Origin of the sequence: Geodermatophilus saharensis (assembly GCF_900188205.1) — a bacterium.
In the GTDB taxonomy this organism is placed as follows: domain Bacteria; phylum Actinomycetota; class Actinomycetes; order Mycobacteriales; family Geodermatophilaceae; genus Geodermatophilus; species Geodermatophilus saharensis.
The window spans coordinates 240,363-257,973 of sequence record NZ_FZOH01000001.1 but is presented as its reverse complement, the minus strand read 5'-3'; the positions used below and the strand labels follow the sequence as shown (position 1 = coordinate 257,973).

At 74.5% G+C, this 17,611-nt stretch carries 16 protein-coding genes and 4 tRNA genes; 6 read left to right on the top strand and 14 right to left on the bottom strand.

Translation table 11 applies throughout. The features are described from left to right. Positions 1-76: 76 nt before the first annotated feature. From rplK to CHC04_RS01235, 4 genes are all read right to left on the bottom strand, one after another. On the bottom strand, positions 77-508 hold the full coding sequence (gene rplK / locus CHC04_RS01250; RefSeq protein WP_089402094.1) for a 50S ribosomal protein L11: 432 nt from the start codon (positions 506-508) through the stop codon (positions 77-79). A gap of 86 nt (positions 509-594) precedes the next feature. Further along, on the bottom strand, positions 595-1,500 hold the full coding sequence (gene nusG / locus CHC04_RS01245) for a transcription termination/antitermination protein NusG (RefSeq protein WP_089402093.1): 906 nt from the start codon (positions 1,498-1,500) through the stop codon (positions 595-597). Positions 1,501-1,541: 41 nt separating this feature from the next. Further along, on the bottom strand, positions 1,542-2,081 hold the full coding sequence (gene secE, locus CHC04_RS01240; RefSeq protein WP_089402092.1) for a preprotein translocase subunit SecE: 540 nt from the start codon (positions 2,079-2,081) through the stop codon (positions 1,542-1,544). Between the two features lie 163 nt (positions 2,082-2,244). Next, positions 2,245-2,317 (bottom strand) — tRNA-Trp (locus CHC04_RS01235). Positions 2,318-2,561: 244 nt separating this feature from the next. On the opposite strand from CHC04_RS01235, the gene CHC04_RS01230 reads away from it, so the two are divergent. Further along, positions 2,562-3,797: a pyridoxal phosphate-dependent aminotransferase gene (locus CHC04_RS01230; RefSeq protein WP_089402091.1), complete on the top strand. Its 1,236-nt coding sequence runs from the start codon at positions 2,562-2,564 to the stop codon at positions 3,795-3,797. A gap of 1 nt (position 3,798) precedes the next feature. On the opposite strand, the gene CHC04_RS01225 is transcribed toward CHC04_RS01230, so the two are convergent. From CHC04_RS01225 to CHC04_RS01195, 7 genes are all read right to left on the bottom strand, one after another. Next, complete coding sequence (locus CHC04_RS01225) at positions 3,799-5,253, bottom strand: M1 family aminopeptidase (RefSeq protein ID WP_089402090.1); 1,455 nt, start codon at positions 5,251-5,253, stop codon at positions 3,799-3,801. Then, complete coding sequence (locus tag CHC04_RS01220; RefSeq protein WP_089402089.1) at positions 5,250-5,678, bottom strand: MaoC/PaaZ C-terminal domain-containing protein; 429 nt, start codon at positions 5,676-5,678, stop codon at positions 5,250-5,252. The genes CHC04_RS01225 and CHC04_RS01220 overlap by 4 nt, the downstream gene beginning before the upstream one ends. After that, positions 5,675-6,121 carry a MaoC family dehydratase N-terminal domain-containing protein gene (locus tag CHC04_RS01215; RefSeq protein WP_089402088.1) on the bottom strand — a complete coding sequence of 149 codons (447 nt, stop codon included), beginning with the start codon at positions 6,119-6,121 and terminating at the stop codon, positions 5,675-5,677. Before CHC04_RS01215 ends, CHC04_RS01220 begins: the two co-directional genes overlap by 4 nt. 32 nt (positions 6,122-6,153) lie before the next feature. Continuing rightward, positions 6,154-6,318, bottom strand: a complete 165-nt coding sequence (gene rpmG / locus CHC04_RS01210; protein ID WP_089303708.1) for a 50S ribosomal protein L33 — start codon at positions 6,316-6,318, stop codon at positions 6,154-6,156. 104 nt (positions 6,319-6,422) lie between these two features. Next, a tRNA-Met gene (locus tag CHC04_RS01205) sits at positions 6,423-6,496 on the bottom strand. A gap of 44 nt (positions 6,497-6,540) precedes the next feature. Then, positions 6,541-6,613: transfer RNA gene (locus tag CHC04_RS01200), tRNA-Thr, on the bottom strand. Positions 6,614-6,677: 64 nt separating this feature from the next. Beyond that, positions 6,678-9,224 (bottom strand): putative bifunctional diguanylate cyclase/phosphodiesterase, encoded by a 2,547-nt coding sequence (locus CHC04_RS01195; RefSeq protein ID WP_245816902.1) that lies wholly within the window; start codon positions 9,222-9,224, stop codon positions 6,678-6,680. Positions 9,225-9,747: 523 nt separating this feature from the next. Between CHC04_RS01195 and CHC04_RS01190 the strand changes: the two genes are divergently transcribed. After that, entirely contained in the window at positions 9,748-10,194 is a 447-nt protein-coding gene (locus CHC04_RS01190) for a pilus assembly protein TadG-related protein (RefSeq protein ID WP_245816901.1), read from the top strand. A 54-nt stretch (positions 10,195-10,248) separates the two neighbouring features. Here CHC04_RS01190 and CHC04_RS01185 read toward each other — a convergent pair. Beyond that, positions 10,249-10,330, bottom strand: a tRNA-Tyr gene (locus tag CHC04_RS01185). Between the two features lie 92 nt (positions 10,331-10,422). Here CHC04_RS01185 and CHC04_RS01180 point away from each other — a divergent pair. Continuing rightward, positions 10,423-10,914, top strand: coding sequence for a YajQ family cyclic di-GMP-binding protein (locus tag CHC04_RS01180; protein WP_089402086.1), 492 nt, complete (start codon positions 10,423-10,425; stop codon positions 10,912-10,914). A 144-nt stretch (positions 10,915-11,058) separates the two neighbouring features. Then, on the top strand, positions 11,059-11,952 hold the full coding sequence (locus CHC04_RS01175; RefSeq protein WP_089402085.1) for a polysaccharide deacetylase family protein: 894 nt from the start codon (positions 11,059-11,061) through the stop codon (positions 11,950-11,952). A gap of 12 nt (positions 11,953-11,964) precedes the next feature. Here the strand turns inward: CHC04_RS01175 and htpX are convergent, their stop codons facing one another. Beyond that, positions 11,965-12,828 carry a zinc metalloprotease HtpX gene (gene htpX / locus CHC04_RS01170; RefSeq protein ID WP_089402084.1) on the bottom strand — a complete coding sequence of 288 codons (864 nt, stop codon included), beginning with the start codon at positions 12,826-12,828 and terminating at the stop codon, positions 11,965-11,967. Positions 12,829-13,057: 229 nt separating this feature from the next. On the opposite strand from htpX, the gene CHC04_RS01165 reads away from it, so the two are divergent. After that, a complete protein-coding gene (locus tag CHC04_RS01165; RefSeq protein ID WP_089402083.1) occupies positions 13,058-15,001 on the top strand; it encodes a 2-oxoacid:acceptor oxidoreductase subunit alpha in 1,944 nt (647 codons plus the stop codon). Then, positions 14,998-16,110 (top strand): 2-oxoacid:ferredoxin oxidoreductase subunit beta, encoded by a 1,113-nt coding sequence (locus CHC04_RS01160; RefSeq protein ID WP_217897121.1) that lies wholly within the window; start codon positions 14,998-15,000, stop codon positions 16,108-16,110. Before CHC04_RS01165 ends, CHC04_RS01160 begins: the two co-directional genes overlap by 4 nt. Here CHC04_RS01160 and pdxR read toward each other — a convergent pair whose 3' ends face one another. Further along, positions 16,111-17,526 carry a MocR-like pyridoxine biosynthesis transcription factor PdxR gene (gene pdxR, locus CHC04_RS01155; protein ID WP_089402082.1) on the bottom strand — a complete coding sequence of 472 codons (1,416 nt, stop codon included), beginning with the start codon at positions 17,524-17,526 and terminating at the stop codon, positions 16,111-16,113. Between the last annotated feature and the right edge of the window lie 85 nt (positions 17,527-17,611).

Genomic DNA, 17,611 nt, shown 5'->3' with positions numbered 1-17,611 from the left:
GGCCTGGCGCAGGCCCTCCCACGGGTGCTGTCGGTGGCGCGACGCCGGGCGGTGCCGGCGACTTCCAGGAGCGGGATCAGCCCTGGACGGTGATGCCCATCGACCGGGCGGTGCCGGCGATGATCTTCTCGGCCTCGTCGAGGTCGTTGGCGTTGAGGTCGGGCATCTTGGTCTGCGCGATCTCACGGACCTGGTCGCGCGTGACGGTGGCGACCTTGGTCTTGTGCGGCTCGCCGGAGCCCTTCTCGACCCCGGCGGCCTTGAGCAGCATGCGCGCCGCGGGCGGGGTCTTGGTGACGAAGGTGAACGAGCGGTCCTCGTAGACCGAGATCTCGACCGGGATCACGTTGCCGCGCTGCGACTCCGTGGCGGCGTTGTACGCCTTGCAGAACTCCATGATGTTGACGCCGTGCTGGCCCAGCGCCGGACCCACCGGCGGCGCGGGGGTGGCCGCACCGGCGTTGATCTGGAGCTTGATGACCGCGGTCAACCGCTTCCTGGGGGGCATGTCTTTCCTTCTTCGTGACGGGGTGGAACGGCCCCCTCGCAGGGTCCCACCCCGAGCGTGCGGAGGGTGGGGACGAGGGGGTCGACTCAGATCTTCGCGACCTGGGTGAACGACAGCTCGACCGGCGTCTCCCGGCCGAAGATCGAGACCAGCACCTGCAGCTTCTGCTGCTCGGCGTTGATCTCGTTGATGGTCGCCGGGAGGGTGGCGAACGGGCCGTCCATGACGGTGACCGACTCGCCGACCTCGAAGTCGACCACGGCGGCCGGCGCGGCGGCCGCGGCCGGTGACGCGGCCTCGGCGACCTTGGCCGCCTGCGGCGGCGCGTCGGGCACCAGCAGGTTGACGACCTCGTCGATGCTCAGCGGCGAGGGCCGCGAGGTGGCGCCCACGAAGCCGGTGACGCCGGGGGTGTTGCGGACCGCGCCCCAGGACTCGTCGTTGAGGTCCATCCGGACGAGCAGGTAGCCGGGCAGCTTCTTCCGGTTGACCTGGGTGCGCTTGCCGTTCTTGATCTCGGTGACCTCCTCGGTGGGCACCTCGATCTGGAAGATGTAGTCCTCCATGTCCAGCGACTGGATGCGGGACTCGAGGTTGGTCTTCACCTTGTTCTCGTAGCCCGCGTAGGAGTGGATGACGTACCAGTCGCCGAACTGCGTGCGCAGCGTCCGCTTGAGGGTCTCCCGCGGGTCGGCGTCCTCCGCCTCGGCCTCGGCCAGCGCCTCGGTGACGATCGGGTCGTGGTCGGGGGCGGGCGCCGCCAGCGGGTCGCCGACGAGGCTGTCGCGGCCGCCGCTCTCGACCAGCGGGGTCACGTCGGCCACGCCGGTGGCGGTGTCCTGGTCGGTGGTGTCGGCCGAGCTCTCGGCGGCACCGGCCGCGTCGGCGCCGGTCTCGAGGTCGACGCTGCCGCGGACGTCGAGCCGCTCGTCGTCGAGGTCGATCGCCTCGACGTCGCTGTCGGTGTCGAAGGGCTCGCGGGGGTCGGTCACGGGGATCTCTTCCTTCTCGGGTGCGGGCGGGCGCGGGGCGGTCAGCCGAAGACGGCGAGCACGCCCTGCGCGAAGAGGACGTCCAGGCCCGCGACCAGGGCCACCATGAAGGCCACGAAGAGGATGACGACCGTGGTGTAGGTGATCAGCTCGCGGCGGCCGGGCCAGATCACCTTCCGCAGCTCGGCGACGACCTCGCGCAGGAACCGGCGCAGGTCGCGGCGCCGGCGGACCTCGTCGGTGCGGGCGCGCTGGGCGGCGGCGCGGGAGCGGGTGCCGGACCCCTCGGACCGGCCGGCCGGGCGGCTGGTGCGCTCGCGGGCCGCGCGGCGGGTGCGGGCGGCCGCGGGCTCGTCGTCCTCGTCGTCGTCGGCGGTGATCCGGCCGCCCCGGCGGCGGGCCGGGGCGGGGACGACCTTGTCCTCCTCGGCCGCGGCCTCGGCGGCGATCTCGTCCTCGGCGGCCTCGAGCTCGCCGGCGTCGTCGACGCCCGGGGCCTCGCGGTCGAGCTGCTCGTCGGTCAGCTCGGCGTCGGAGGCGGCGCGGGGGTCCTCCCCGCGGCCCGGCTTCTCGTCGCTCACTGCGCCTCGCTCGCGTCGTGGTGGTGGCCGCTGCTCTCCGGCCGTCTGGTGTCCTGCTCCCCGGACCGTGCAGTACCCGGGGCGGCACCGGCCGCGGCCGGCGCTGCCGGGACACGGGGCGGTGCCGGGTCGTGCTGCCCGCCGGCGGTACCGGCGGCACGGGCAGGGGTGACAGGACTTGAACCTGCAGCCTGCGGTTTTGGAGACCGCTGCTCTGCCAGTTGAGCTACACCCCTCGGGTCCGGGACCGCGATCCCGGACTGCCCCGGAGCGTCCGCACCCGCCGGTCGGCGCGCCGTTCCCAGGAGGTCCCGGGGCACGCCGGTGGCGGGGTCGATCGCCCCAGGATTGCCAGTGTACGGGACCGCGGGAGGAGTCCGTGACCGCGCTCCGGGACGCGCCCCGGACGGGGGCTCCGGGCCGTGGCACCGATGCCCGACCGGGCCGCCCGGACGGCGGCTCCTCCGGCAGGATGGGGCCATGACCGCCGCCTCCCCGTCGGGGACCGCTGCCCTCTCCCCCGCCGACCGCCGCGTCTCGCGGCGCGTCGCGGCCATCACCGAGTCCGCGACGCTCGCGGTCGACGCCAAGGCCAAGGCGCTCAAGGCGGCGGGCAAGCCGGTCATCGGCTTCGGCGCCGGCGAGCCGGACTTCCCGACGCCGGACTACGTCGTCGAGGCCGCCGTCGCCGCCTGCCGCCAGCCGGCGATGCACCGCTACACCCCGGCCGGGGGGCTCCCGGCGCTCAGGGAGGCGATCGTCGCCAAGACGGCGCGGGACTCGGGGCTGACCGTCACGCCCGCGCAGGTGCTGGTCACCAACGGCGGCAAGCAGGCCGTCTACGAGGCCTTCGCCGCGATGCTCGACCCGGGCGACGAGGTGCTCGTGCCCGCCCCGTACTGGACCACCTACCCGGAGGCGATCCGGCTGGCCGGCGGGGTGCCGGTGCCGGTGGTCGCCGACGAGGACAGCGGCTACCTGGTCTCGGTCGACCAGCTCGAGGCCGCCCGCACCGAGCGGACCAAGGTGCTGCTGTTCGTCTCGCCGTCCAACCCGACGGGCGCGGTGTACCCGCCCGACCAGGTCGAGGCCATCGGTCGCTGGGCGCTGGAGGCCGGGCTGTGGGTGCTCACCGACGAGATCTACGAGCACCTGACCTACGGCGGGGCCACCGCGCCGTCGATGCCGGTGGTGGTGCCCGAGCTCGCCGACCGCTGCGTGGTCGTCAACGGCGTGGCCAAGACCTACGCCATGACCGGCTGGCGGGTGGGCTGGATGGTCGGGCCGGCCGACGTCGTCAAGGCGGCGACCAACCTGCAGTCGCACGCGACGTCCAACGTCGCCAACGTGTCCCAGGCGGCCGCGGTGGCCGCGCTCACCGGCGACCTGTCGGCGGTGGCGCAGATGCGGGAGGCGTTCGACCGCCGCCGGAAGACGATCGTGTCGATGCTGCGGGAGATCCCGGGCGTGACCTGCCCCGAGCCGCGGGGCGCGTTCTACGTCTACCCGTCGGTCAAGGGACTGCTCGGCCGGCCGGTCAACGGGCGGACGGCGTCGTCGAGCGTCGAGTTCGCCGAGATCGTCCTGGAGGAGGCCGAGGTCGCCGTCGTCCCCGGGGAGGCGTTCGGCACGCCCGGCTACGTGCGGATGTCCTACGCGCTCGGCGACGACGACCTCGTCGAGGGCGTGTCGCGGCTGCAGCGGCTGCTGGCCTGAGTCAGTCCGTGTCGTCCTCGTCGAGGGCACCGGCGGCCACGAGCACGTCGCGGGCGGCCGGCAGGTCGGCGAGGGCGGCGGCGACGTCGTCGGGCGTGGCGATGGCCCAGGCGTTGCGCTGCACGTAGCAGCGCAGCGCGGCGTCGAACGGTCCGGCCCCGGCGGCGTCGCGGGCGGCGAGCAGCGCGGCGGCGCCCTTGCCGTACACGGCGGCGAAGTACTCGTCGGTGCCGCCGAACTCGCCCATCGACGCACCGACGTCGCCCGAGACGGCCAGCGCCCGGTCCAGGACCTCGCGCGACGCCTGGTCGTCGACCGCCTCGGCGTAGGTGGCGAAGGCCTCGTCCAGCCACGGGTCGCGGAACTGCGAGCCGCCGACCATGCCGTAGAACCACATGTGCGCGACCTCGTGCTCGAGCACCGAGCGGTCGGCGCCGGCCATGAGGATCGAGCTCGGGTACTCGATGCCGCCGCCCTCGACGGGCAGCAGCGGCACGGTGAGCGTGTCGTAGGGGAAGGCGCCGAACCGGTCGGCCAGCCCCGTGACGGCGTCGGCGGTCCAGTCCGCGAGCTCGCCGGGCCCGACGGCGGCGCCGTCGAGGACGCCGGTGGTGATCTCCACCCCGCCGGCGGTGGTGAGGCCGGCGGTGCGGAACGGCCCGACGGCGACGCTGACGTCGCGGGCCACCGGCTCGCGGGAGGTCCAGGTGCGCCGGCCGTCCTCGGCCGCGGAGGGCTCCTCCTGCGCGCCGGTCGTGAGCACGGTCAGGTCCTCGGGAACGTCGACGGTGACCGTGGTGTCGGCGACCGGGCTGGTCGCCGTCTCGCCGAGGATCCCGACGAACGGGTCGCGGGCCCACCCGACCCCGGGCTCCCAGGCCAGCAGCGGGAAGCCGCTGGCCCACCAGGCGGTGCCCTCGGCCGTGCCGAACCGCTCGAAGCCGCCCTGGCCCAGCGACAGCGTGAAGTCCAGCTCCACCTCGGTGGACTCCCCGGCCGCCAGCTCGCCGTCGAGCTGCAGCACGTAGAGCCCGCCGGGGCCCTCCGCGCCGGCGTCCTCGTACCCGGCCTGGTCGACGTCGTCGCCGCGGACGTCGTCGACGGTGAGCCGGTTGCCGAGCCCGGCCGCGGTGGGGCCGTTGGGGACCAGCCGGAAGACCAGCTCGTCGGTGGCGGTGTCGGGGGTGAAGACGACGGTCTCGGTGCCGGTGACGGTGCGCAGGTCGGTCGACAGCCGGAAGTCGAGGTCGACGACGGGGCGGGCGGGGTCGGGGGCGGCGCGCTCGGCCGGGCAGCGGTCCTCGTCCTCCGCGGCGCCCGCGTCGTCCGACGGTGTGGCCGCCGGGGGCGTGCCCGGCGCGGTCCCGGTCTCCGGCTCGGCGACCGTGTCGGTGAACGACGTGCAGCCGCACAGCAGCAGGGCCGCGGCGGCCAGCGCCCCCCGCCGGAGCGTCATGCCAGGGCGACGGTGGCGCGGGCCAGCGAGAGAACCTTCTCGCCGCCGCTGGTGACGGTGAGGTCGACGCGGACGCGGCCGCCGTCGAGGACGGCGCCGACCTTCCCGCGGACGGTGACCTCGGCGCCGGCGTCGTCGTCGGGGACGACGACCGGCCGGCCGAAGCGGACCTGGTACTCGACGACGGCGGCGGGGTCGCCGGCCCAGTCGGTGACGGTGCGGGCGGCCAGGCCCATGGTGAGCATCCCGTGTGCGATGACGCCGGGCAGCCCCACGCCGGTGGCGACGCGGTCGCTCCAGTGGATCGGGTTGAGGTCACCGGAGGCGCCGGCGTAGCGGACCAGGTCCGCGCGGGTCAGCCGGTGGGTCCGCTCGGGGAGCTCGGTGCCGACGGCGACGTCCGCGGCGCGCAGGCGGGCGCTCACGCCGTCCCCCGTGCCACGAGCAGCGAGGTGGCGGTGCAGACGGCCTCGCCGTCCTCGGTGGCGACGTCGACCCGGGTCGTGAGCATGTCGTTGCCTGCCACGGTGCGCACCGCCTCGATCGTCGTGGTGCTGACCAGCCGGTCGCCGGCCCGGATGGGGCGGTGGTGGGTGAAGCGCTGCTCGCCGTGCACGACGCGGCTGTAGTCGAGGGCCACGTCGGGGTCGGCGATGACGACGTCGGCCGCACCGAGGGTGACCACGATGGCGAACGTGGGCGGCGCGACGACGTCGGCGTGGCCGAGCGCGCGGGCGGCCGCGGGGTCGGTGTGGGCCGGGTCGGTGGCACCGACCGCGGCGGCGAACTCGGCGATCTTCGCGCGGCCGACCTCGTAGACGGCGGAGGGCGGGTAGCTGCGCCCGACCAGTCCTGCGTCCAGCGCCACTCCCGCCCTCCCTGTTCCGTCGCGGACCGGCGTCAGCGGGTCTCGCGGTGGACGGTGTGCCGCCGGTCGCGGGGGCAGAACTTCTTCAGCTCGAGCCGGTCGGGGTCGTTGCGCCGGTTCTTGCGGGTGATGTAGTTCCGGCTCTTGCACTCCTGGCAGGCCAGGGTGATCTTCGGACGGACGTCGGTGGCTGCCATGGAGGCACTCCTCGCCTTGTGCGGACCGGCCCGCTGCGGGCCGGTGCCCGTGCCGGCGGGCGCCGACACGGCGACGGACCCCGGTGCCCGGGGTCCGTCTGGGGTAGCGGTGACCGGATTTGAACCGGTGACACAGCGATTATGAGCCGCTTGCTCTGCCTGGCTGAGCTACACCGCCGGGAGGACCGCGCGGCCCGGTCTCGCGACTGGACCGGTGGTCGGAGCCCCTTTACGGAATCGAACCGTAGACCTTCTCCTTACCATGGAGACGCTCTGCCGACTGAGCTAAAGGGGCCTGCTCCGAGGAGCCGCAGAGAACTGTACCCGATGCCTCCGGCGGCCTCCGCAGGGGCCCCGGCTCAGGCCCGGACGAACAGCCGGCGGTGCTGGGCACCCGGTGCCGCCGAGCGCACGCCGGTGCGGGCCAGCAGCCAGCTCTCCAGCCGCTCGTCCGGCAGCGGCCGGCTGACCAGGAAGCCCTGCAGCTTGTCGCAGCCCATCTCGGTGAGCAGCTTGCGGGTGAGCTCGTCCTCGACACCCTCGGCGACGACGCGCAGGCCCAGGTTGTGCGCGAGCTCGATGATCGACCGGGCGATGAACGACTCGCCCTGGCTGGTGGACATGCCCAGCACGAAGGACTTGTCGATCTTGACCTCGTCGATGGGCAGCTGTCGCAGCTGCGACAGCGACGAGTAGCCGGTGCCGAAGTCGTCCATCGACAGCCGCAGGCCCAGCGCGTGCAGGTCCTCCAGCACCGTGCTGGAGCGCACCGAGTCGTCGACGACGCTGCCCTCGGTGAGCTCGAGGATGAGCAGCTCGCCCGGGACGCCGTGGCGGCGCAGCGCCCGCTGCACCCGCTCGACCAGGTCGGGCTCGGCCAGGCAGCGCGCGGAGAGGTTGACCGCCACCGACAGGCCGATGTCCTGGTCCAGCCACCGGCGGCAGCGGGCCAGGGCCAGGTCGAGCACGTGGTCGGTGAGCGGGCCGATCCGGCCGATCTGCTCGGCGAGGTGGATGAACTCGTCCGGCGGGATGGCACCGAACCGGGGGTGGGCCCAGCGCACCAGCGTCTCCACCGAGACGATGTCGGAGGTCCGGGCGTCGATGATCGGCTGGAAGACCACGCTGATCTGCCCGTCGGCCATCGCCTGCTCCAGCTCGGTGCCCAGCTGCAGGCGGCGCAGGCTCTGCTGGTCGAGGACCTGGTGGTAGCTGGCCACGCCGGAGCTGTCGGTGGCGGCGAGCAGGGCGACGTCGGCGCGCTGCATGAGGGTGCCGGAGTCGCTGCCGTGCACCGGCGCGGCGACCACGCCGATGGTCAGCGTGACCTCGAGGTCCAGGCCGGCGACGCGCGCCCGGGTGGAGGCCGCCTCGCGCAGCCGGCGCGCGGCCCGCTCGGTGGCGGCCAGGGACAGCCCCGGCAGCAGGACGGCGAACTGCTCGCCCTCCATGCGCGCCACGAGGGCGTCCGGCGGCGCGTGCTCGCGCAGCAGGCCGGCGGTGACGAGCAGGAGCTCGTCGGCGGCCGCGTGGCCGAGCGTGTCGACGATCTCGGTGTGGTTGCCCAGGGCGGCCAGCACCAGCCCGGCCCGCGCGCCCACCGGGTCGGCCTCGAGCAGCTGGTCGATCTCGACGGCGAGCCGCTGCCGGTTGGGCAGGCCGGTCAGCCGGTCGTGGTCGGCGTCGTAGCGGATCTGGGTGAGCAGCTGTTGCTGGCGGATGGCCGCGTTGACGTGGGTGAGCATCGAGTCCAGCGCCGAGCGGTCGCTGCCGGAGAAGGACACGACGTCGCTGCGGCGGTCGCAGACCTCGAGGTAGCCGGGCTCGCCGGCCGCCGTGGCGACCGGGGCCCCGAGCACCTCCTGGGCGCCGCGGCGGGCGAGGGCGGCGGCCTCGGCGGCGTCGGCCCGGGCCGCGGCGACCAGGACCGGCTCCGCCGAGCCGGGGGTCAGCGCCCGCTGGCGCAGGACGTCCTCGGGGTCGGCGGGCCCGTCGTACCAGGTGACCCCGCCGTCACCGGCCACCACCAGGCGGGGCGGCTCGTCGAGGTACGGCGGCAGCCACAGCGCGACCTTGTCGGCGTTGAGCAGCTCCTTGACCGCCTGCACGATCTGCAGCGGGCCGTCGGTGTCCGGCCGGATCTGCTCCACCTGCCGGGCGAAGTCGTAGATGCGTTCCAGGGCCTGGCCCGCGCGGGACACCTCGGCGAACCGGCGGAACAGCAGGATGACGGCCACGGCCGCCGGTGCGATCAGGACCACGGCCCAGTGGGTGCGGTCGTTGAGCAGGGTGGCGACGAGCCCGACGCAGACGGCGAAGGGCGCGACGACCCCGATGGGGAGGAGCAGCTCCTTCCAGAGCCGCCGGCCGGGGTTGCCGCCACTGAGCCGGATGGCCGCGACGACGAGGGGGGCCCCCACCAGGTCGGCCACCAGGACGGCGGCGAGCAGGCTGAGCCAGCTGAGGGGGTCGTCCAGTGCTCCGAACGGCAGCAGCCGGAGCACGGTGACGGCCGCGGCGACCTCGATGACGGCGACGGCGAGGTTGTAGACGACCTTCGCACCGGCGTACCGCTGGTAGACCATGCTGGCGCCGAGCCCGACCACCCGAGCGGCCGCGGCCCACACGCCACCCACCTCGACGAGGGCGATCGTGAGAGCGAGCTCGCTGACCGACCACGCCCACGTCTGGCGCCGGAACTCCACGTGGAGGGAGACCATGTCGGTGGCGAAGAAGGCCGCCACCACGAGGACGAAGGGCACCAGCCGGAAGTCGGTCGGCGCCGCGGGGAACGCGAGGACACCGGCCCCGGCGGCCAGGACCACGCCGGCCGCGGCGATCACGCCGAGGGGGAGCAGCGCGCCGGCACGACGGGGCGTGGCACGCGCGCGACTCGCCAAGGTCACCCGGATCTGTGAGAAGGAGGACAGCGGCGCCGAGGCTAACAGCGCGAGCGCTCCCCCAGAACCGAACCACCCCGTCGGGGGTAGACCGGGGATCCGGGCGACCGGACCCCGCCCGGTCGAGGCGGGGTCACCTACAGGTCAGGCCCACTTGGCTCCACGTGCCCACTTGGCGCCCCGCGCCCACTTGGCACCGCGCGCCCACTTGGCACCCCGGGCCCACTTCGCACCACGCTCGTTCATGACGCCTCCTCAGGCAGGAAGGGACAGCTGTTGACGTGCGGCTGTCACCCGGGCGCGGGGGCAGAGCGTCGTTCGTGTACGGACCGCACTGATGACCTTGGTGCCCTCACCCGCGCGAGTCAAGCACGGAGAATCACGATCGGGTGACACGCCGTTACTTTGTGACACCAGGTCAACTGGAGACCCCCCAGTGTCACTTGGGCGGGTGAACGGTGACCCGCGGTGGGCGGAGCCCCTGGGGACGAGCGCCGGACGGGTCCGGGACGGCCCTACGCTGCCCGCCGTGCCGACGGCGGACCAGCGCGTGCCCGCTCACCACGGTGAGCGCGGGTCCGCCCTCCCCTTCGTACTCGTCTGCTGGCTGGTGGCGGTGTTCATGGCCCTCGGGGCCATCGCGGCCTCCGACGCCTTCCTCGAGCGGCAGGACCTGCAGGCGGCGTGCGACGGCGCCGCGCTGGCCGCGGCCAACCGGATCGACGAGGCCCGCGTGTACGCCACGGGTGTCGGTACGACGCTGCCACTGACCACCGAGACCGCGCGGGCCGCCGTCGCCGACCACCTCGCCGACGGCGGGACCGCCCTCGACAGCTGGTCGGCCGAGACCGACGGCACCGAGGTGACCGTCCGCTGCGGCCGCTCGGTCGACCTCGCCTTCGGCTGGCTCTTCCTCGGTGGCCGGCCCCTCCAGGTCGACGCCGTCGCCGGCGCGCGGGCACCGACGCTGGGCTGACGCCGGACGCACAGCGGCCCCCGACCTGCCGGTCGGGGGCCGCTGCCACGGGCGTGGCGGGTGAAGGATTCGAACCTTCGTAGGCTAAGCCGACGGATTTACAGTCCGCTCCCATTGGCCACTCGGGCAACCCGCCGTGGTGCCACGGGAGAGAGCGTACAAGACGGGCCGACGAGGTCCGACTGGTCCCGCGGCGGGTCGCACCGCCCGCGGAGGTGAGGAGCAGACATGGCCGACGCGTCCTTCGACGTCGTGAGCAAGGTCGATCGCCAGGAGATCGACAACGCGCTCAACCAGGCGGGCAAGGAGCTCTCCCAGCGCTTCGACTTCCGCGGCACCAACGCCCGCATCTCCTGGGCCGGCGAGAACGGCGTCCTGCTCGAGGCCGACACCGAGGAGCGGGTCACCGCCGCCCTCGACGTCTTCAAGGACAAGCTGGTGAAGCGGGGCATCTCGCTCAAGGCGCTCGACGCCGACGAGCCGCAGGCCTCGGGCAAGGCCTACAAGCTGTCCGCGCGGATCAAGCAGGGCATCGAGTCCGACACCGCCAAGAAGATCGCCAAGCTCATCCGCGACGAGGGCCCCAAGGGCGTCCAGGCGCAGATCCAGGGCGACCAGCTGCGGGTCAGCGGCAAGAAGCGCGACGACCTGCAGGCGGTGCAGCAGCTGCTGCGCGGCAAGGACCTCGACGTCGCCCTGCAGTTCGACAACTACCGCTGAGGGGCGCGGGGTCGGGGCGTCCGGACGGCGCCCCGACCCCGCGGGCGACCCGACGCAGCTCCCCCTCCCGAGGGGAGACGGAACCGGCCGCTTTCTGCCGCGAGGGGCTTGTCTCACACACCGTGAGCGCAGGACGCTCGATGCGTGCGCAGACGCCAGTTCCTGGCCGCCGCAGCCGCCGCCGCGCTGGCCGGCTGCTCCCGCGGGCCCGCGTCCTTCACCCGCTCGGCCGGCACGACGGGCCCGGGCACGACCTCCGCCGCTCCGACCACCACGGCCGCACCGACCACCACGGAGCCCCCGGCCCCGCCGGCCACCACACCGCCTCCGACCCCGGGCACGCCGCAGGAGGTCCTGGCCCGCTCGACGGTGCCGGTGCTGTGCTTCCACAACCTGCGCGACCACATCCCGACCGACAGCGAGGCGGCCCGCAGCATCATCACGCCGCCGTCGGTCCTGACCGCCCAGCTGCAGGCCCTGCGCGACGGCGGGTTCACGCCGGTCAGCGGCACGGCGCTCGTCGACCACCTCGAGTTCGGCACTCCCCTGCCGGCCAGGCCCGTCCTGCTGACCTTCGACGACGGCTGGGGGTCCCACCACGCCGTGGCCCTCCCCGAGCTCGTCCGCTTCGGCTTCGTGGGGACCTTCTTCCCGCAGACGATGGTGCTCGGCGCCGAGGGGTGGCTCAGCGAGGACGACCTGCGCGACCTCGACCGCGCCGGCATGACCATCGGGGCCCACTCCTACGACCACCAGCGGATGGACCGGCTCGGCGGCGACCAGTGGCGGGTGCAGGTCGACGAGCCGCGGGCGCAGCTCGGCGGCATCCTCGGCCACCCCGTGGACCTGCTGGCCTATCCGTACGGCGTCTGGTCGCAGGAGGCCGTGGACCACGTGGCGGCCGCCGGCTACCGGGCGGCCTTCCAGCTCGGCGACGCCCAGGACCCGGACCGGCCGCTGATGACCATCCGGCGGATCATGCCGCCGCCGACCTGGGACGGCCCGACGCTGATCGCCCAGATGGACGCGGCGTTCTGAGCGCGCGCCCGGTCAGCCCTCCCGGGCCATCCGCTCCAGCCGGGCGATGCGCTCGGCCATCGGCGGGTGGGTGGCGAACAGCGCCGCCAGGCCGGCCGGGCGGAACGGTGCCGCGATCATCAGGTGGCCCTGCGCCACGAGCCGCTCGTCGGCCGGCAGCGGCCGGGCCTCGGTGCCCGCCGCGATCCGGCGCAGGGCACCGGCCAGGGCCAGCGGGTCGCCGCACAGCCGCGCGCCGTCGGCGTCGGCCTCGTACTCGCGGCTGCGGCCGACCGCGAGCCGCACCAGGCCGGCGGCCAGCGGACCGAGCAGCACGAGCAGGAGCGTGCCGAGCAGGCCGCCCTCGCGCTCGTCGTCGCGGCCGCCGAACAGCGTGCTGAACGTGGCCACGTGCGCCAGGTAGGTGACGACGGCGGCCAGCGCGCCGGCGACCGACCCGAGCAGGACGTCGCGGTTGTAGACGTGCGAGAGCTCGTGGGCCAGCACCGCGCGCAGCTGCCGGCGGTCGAGCAGCTCGAGCACGCCCTGCGTGCAGCACACCGCGGCCCGGCGCGGCGTGCGCCCGGTGGCGAAGGCGTTGGGCTGGTCGGTCGGGCTGACGTAGAGCCGCGGCATGGGCCGGCGCGCCTGGGTGGCCAGCTCGCGCACCATCGCGTAGAGGCCCGGCGCCTGCGTCTCGGTGACCGGGAACGCGCGCATGGCCCGCAGCGCCAGCCGGTCGGAGCGGTACCAGGCCCACCCGTTCACCCCGAGGGCGACCACGAGCGCGACCACCAGCCCCGCGCGGCCGGCCACCAGCCCACCCGCGGCGAGCACGACGCCGGCCATCAGCCCCAGCAGGAGGGCCGTCCGCACCCCGTTGCCCCAGCGCCGCACCCCTCGTGAACGGAACGGCGGGAACCGCCGTTCCCCGGCCCCGGCTGCGACCCCGGCCCCGGCTGCGACCCCGGTCACGGACGGCGGCGTCCGGAATGGCGGCCGCGCGCGAGGAGTTGCGCTGGACAGACCCCGCCCCGCCGGGCACACCGGCTACCGTCCGTGATCCGCGTCACGGTTCGGCCGGCACGCCGCCACGTAACCTCGGCCGCTGGAGGTACCACGCCAGATGACTGCTCTCGAACCGACCACCACGCCCGGCAGCTCGGCCCCCGGTGGGCTCGTCAAGAGCGTCGTCGAGCTCGACCGCGTCGTGATCCGGCTGGCCGGCGACTCGGGTGACGGCATGCAGCTGACCGGCAACCGCTTCACCAGCGAGACCGCGTCCTTCGGCAACGACCTGTCGACGCTGCCCAACTTCCCCGCCGAGATCCGCGCGCCGACGGGCACCCTGCCCGGCGTCAGCTCCTTCCAGCTGCACTTCGCCGACCACGACATCATGACGCCGGGTGACGCCCCGGACGTCCTCGTGGCGATGAACCCCGCGGCGCTCAAGGCCAACCTCGGCGACCTGCCCGGCGGCGGGCTGGTCATCGCCGACAGCGACGAGTTCACCCCGCGCAACCTGGCGAAGGTCGGCTACGCCACCAACCCCCTCGAGGACGGCTCGCTCGACGGCTGGCAGGTCGTCGCCGTCCCGCTCACCTCCATGACGCTCGAGGCGCTGGCCGACTCCGGCCTCGGCAAGAAGGAGGCCGAGCGCAGCAAGAACATGTTCACCCTCGGCCTGCTGAGCTGGATGTACCACCGGCCCACCGAGGGCACCGTGCGCTTCCTCGAGCGGCAGTTCCGCCGCAAGCCCGGGATCGCCGCGGCCAACATCGCCGCCTTCCGCGCCGGCTACAACTACGGCGAGACGACGGAGGCCTTCGCGGTCTCCTACGAGATCAAGCCCGCGCCGATGCCGCCGGGCCGCTACCGCAACATCTCCGGCAACCAGGCGCTGGCCCTCGGGCTGGTCGCCGCCGGGCAGCGGTCGGGCCTGCCGGTGTTCCTCGGCGCCTACCCGATCACCCCGGCGTCGGACATCCTCCACGAGCTGTCGCGGCACAAGGCCTTCGGCGTGCGCACCTTCCAGGCCGAGGACGAGATCGCCGGCATCGGCGCGGCGCTGGGCGCCTCGTTCGGCGGCGCGCTCGGCATCACGACGACGTCGGGCCCCGGTGTCTCGCTCAAGTCCGAGGCGCTGGGCCTGGCCGTGATGACCGAGCTGCCGCTGGTCGTCGTCGACGTGCAGCGCGGCGGGCCCTCCACCGGGCTGCCCACCAAGACCGAGCAGTCGGACCTGCTGCAGGCCATGTTCGGGCGCAACGGCGAGGCCCCGCTGCCGGTGATCGCACCCCGCTCCCCCGGTGACTGCTTCGACGCCGCGCTGGAGGCGGCGCGGATCGCGCTGAAGTACCGGACGCCGGTCATGCTGCTGTCCGACGGGTACCTGGCCAACGGCGCCGAGCCGTGGGCCGTCCCCGCCGTCGACGAGCTGCCCGACCTGCGGGTCGAGTTCGCCACCGAGCCCAACGGCGCGGCCGCCGACGGGACGCCGGAGTTCCTGCCCTACCTGCGCGACCCCGAGACGCTGGCCCGCCCGTGGGCGGTCCCTGGCACCGCGGGCATGCAGCACCGCATCGGCGGGCTGGAGAAGGCCGACAAGAGCGGCAACATCTCCTACGACCCGGCCAACCACGACCTGATGACCCGGCTGCGGCAGGCCAAGGTCGACGGCATCGCCGCCGACATCCCGCCCACCGACGTCGACGACCCCGACGGCGACGCGCGGGTGGCGGTGATCGGCTGGGGCTCGACCTACGGGCCGATCGGCGCGGCCTGCCGGCGGATCCGCCGCTCCGGCCGGTCGGTCGCCCAGATCCACCTGCGGCACGTCAACCCCATGCCGGCCGACCTCGGCGAGGTCCTGGGCCGGTACGACCGGGTGGTCTGCCCGGAGATGAACATGGGGCAGCTCGCGCTGCTCCTGCGCGCGAAGTACCTCGTCGACGTCCAGAGCCACACCCAGGTGCGCGGGCTGCCCTTCCGGGCCGCCGAGCTCGCCGCGGTCGTGCAGGACGTCATCGACTCCACCACTCCGACCGCCAGCACCGGAGGCACGACGTGACCACCTCCCCGCACGTGCACGACCTCGGCATGCCGGGGACGCCGATCGACGCCCGCATCCAGCAGGCGATCGCCGACTCGGTCGAGACCCAGGGCGAGAAGCAGGCCGCCCTCAAGGCCAAGGACATGAAGACCGACCAGGAGGTGCGCTGGTGCCCCGGCTGCGGTGACTACGTCATCCTCAACGCCGTCCAGAGCTTCCTGCCCTCGCTCGGGATCGCCCGCGAGGACATGGTCATCGTCTCGGGCATCGGCTGCTCCTCGCGCTTCCCGTACTACATGAACACCTACGGGATGCACTCGATCCACGGCCGCGCCCCGGCGATCGCCACCGGCCTGGCCGCCTCCCGGCCGGACCTGTCGGTGTGGGTCGTCACCGGCGACGGCGACGCGCTGTCGATCGGCGGCAACCACCTGATCCACGCCCTGCGCCGCAACGTGGACATGACGATCCTGCTGTTCAACAACCGGATCTACGGGCTGACCAAGGGCCAGTACTCCCCCACGTCCGAGGTCGGCAAGGTCACCAAGTCCACGCCCATGGGGTCGCTGGACCACCCGTTCAACCCGGTGTCGCTGGCCCTCGGTGCCGACGCGACGTTCGTGGGCCGGGCGATGGACTCCGACCGCAAGGGCCTCACCGAGGTGCTGCGGCAGGCCGCCGAGCACCGGGGCACCGCGCTGGTGGAGATCTACCAGAACTGCAACATCTTCAACGACGGCGCGTTCGACCTGCTCAAGGACCCGGCGACCGGCCCGACGTGGACGATCCCGCTGCGGCACGGCGAGCCCCTGGTCTTCGGTCCCGACGGCGCCTCGTGCGTGGTCCGCGACGAGTTCGGCGGGCTGCGGGTCGCCGAGACCAACCAGGTCGACGCGAGCGAGATCGTCGTCCACGACGCCACGCGGGAGGACCCGTCCTACGCGTTCGCGCTCTCGCGGCTGTCCAGCCAGGACCTGCGCTACACGCCGATGGGCGTCTTCCGCTCGGTCAGCAAGCCGACCTACGACCGGATGATGCTCGACCAGCTCGAGGAGGCCCGGACCCAGGGCCCCGGCGACCTCGAGGCGCTGCTGGCCGGCACCGACACCTGGACCGTGTCCGCCTGATCAGCCGCTGACGACCGGCGCGCCACCCCCTCGGGGTGGCGCGCCGGTCGCGTTCCGGACGACGTCCGCGAGCAGCGGCAGCGACCGGAGCAGCTCGGCGCGGGACGGGGCGGCGAAGCCGAGCACCAGTCCGGCCGCCGGCCGGTGCGGTCCCGGACCGGTGCGGTGCCGGGCCAGGCCGTCGACGGCGAGGCCCCGCGCGGCGGCCCCGGCGACGGCGGCCGCCTCCGTGGCCGCGTCGGGCAGCGGGACGAGCACGTGCGCCCCGGCCGGGTCCCCCGCCACGGGCACGCCGGCCCGGCCGAGCTCCGTGGTCACCTGCCCGCGCCGCTCGGCCAGCTCCCGGCGCAGCCGCCGCAGGTGCCGGGAGAGGTCACCGGAGGCCGCCATGGCGGCGAGCACCCGCTGCCCCGCCCGCGCGGGCCGGGTGCCGGTCGCCGTCCGCCGGTCGAGCAGGTCCGCCCGCAGCGCCGCGGGTGCCACCAGCCACCCGACGCCGAGGGTCGGGCTCACGACCTTGCTGCTCGTGCCCAGGTGCACGACGACGTCGGGGCCGAGCGCGGCCAGCAGTGGCAGCGGGGCGACGTCGTAGCGCAGCTCGCCGTCGTAGTCGTCCTCGAGGACCCACCAGCCCTCCGCACGGGCCCGGGCGACCAGCGCCACCCGCCGCGCCGCCGGCATCCGCCGCCCGAGCGGCCACTGGTGGGCCGGCGTGCAGTAGACGGCGGCCAGCCCGTCCGGCACCGCGTCGACGACGAGCCCGTCGTCGTCGACCGGGCAGGGCACCACCTCGACGCCGGCCGCCCGGAGCGCCTCCGCCGCCCGCTGGTAGCCGGGGTCCTCGACGCCGACGCGGCTGCCCGGCGGCAGGAGCCGGGCCACCTCCGCCACCGCCGTGGACGTGCCCGCGGTCGCCAGCACGGCCGGGGGCTCGACCGGCAGCCCGCGGTGCCGGAGCAGGTGCTCGGCGACCGTGGCCTGGAAGGCGGGGTCGCCGGCCGGGTCGGGGAGGGCGTCGGGCGGGGTGTCGCCGGCGGCGCGCCAGGCCCGCCGCCACGCGGCCGGGTCGAGCACCTCCAGGCAGGGCGACCCCGCGCGCAGGTCGACCGCCGGCGCGCGGCGGTCGGGCTCCCGGGCCCCGGCCTGCCGCGGCGCCGGCGCGGAGGGTGCGGCACCCACCACGAAGGTGCCCGCGCCGCGGCGGCCGGCGGCCCAGCCCTCGGCCACCAGCTGGTCGTAGGCCGCGGCGGTCACGGTGCGGCTCACCCGCAGGGCGGCGGCGAGCTCCCGGGTCGAGGGCAGCCGGTCGCCGGGGCGCAGGACACCGCCCGCGGTGGCGGCGCGCAGGGCGTCGGCCAGCTGGGTGGCCAGCGGGCGGTCCGCGTCCCGCTCCAGCACGACGGGTGGCACGTGCACGCGGTGTCCTCCGGTCCCGAGTGGCCTGGTGGAACGGGAGCGTACTGGCCCTTCCGGCAGGCCACCGGCCCCGGCAGGCTCTTGC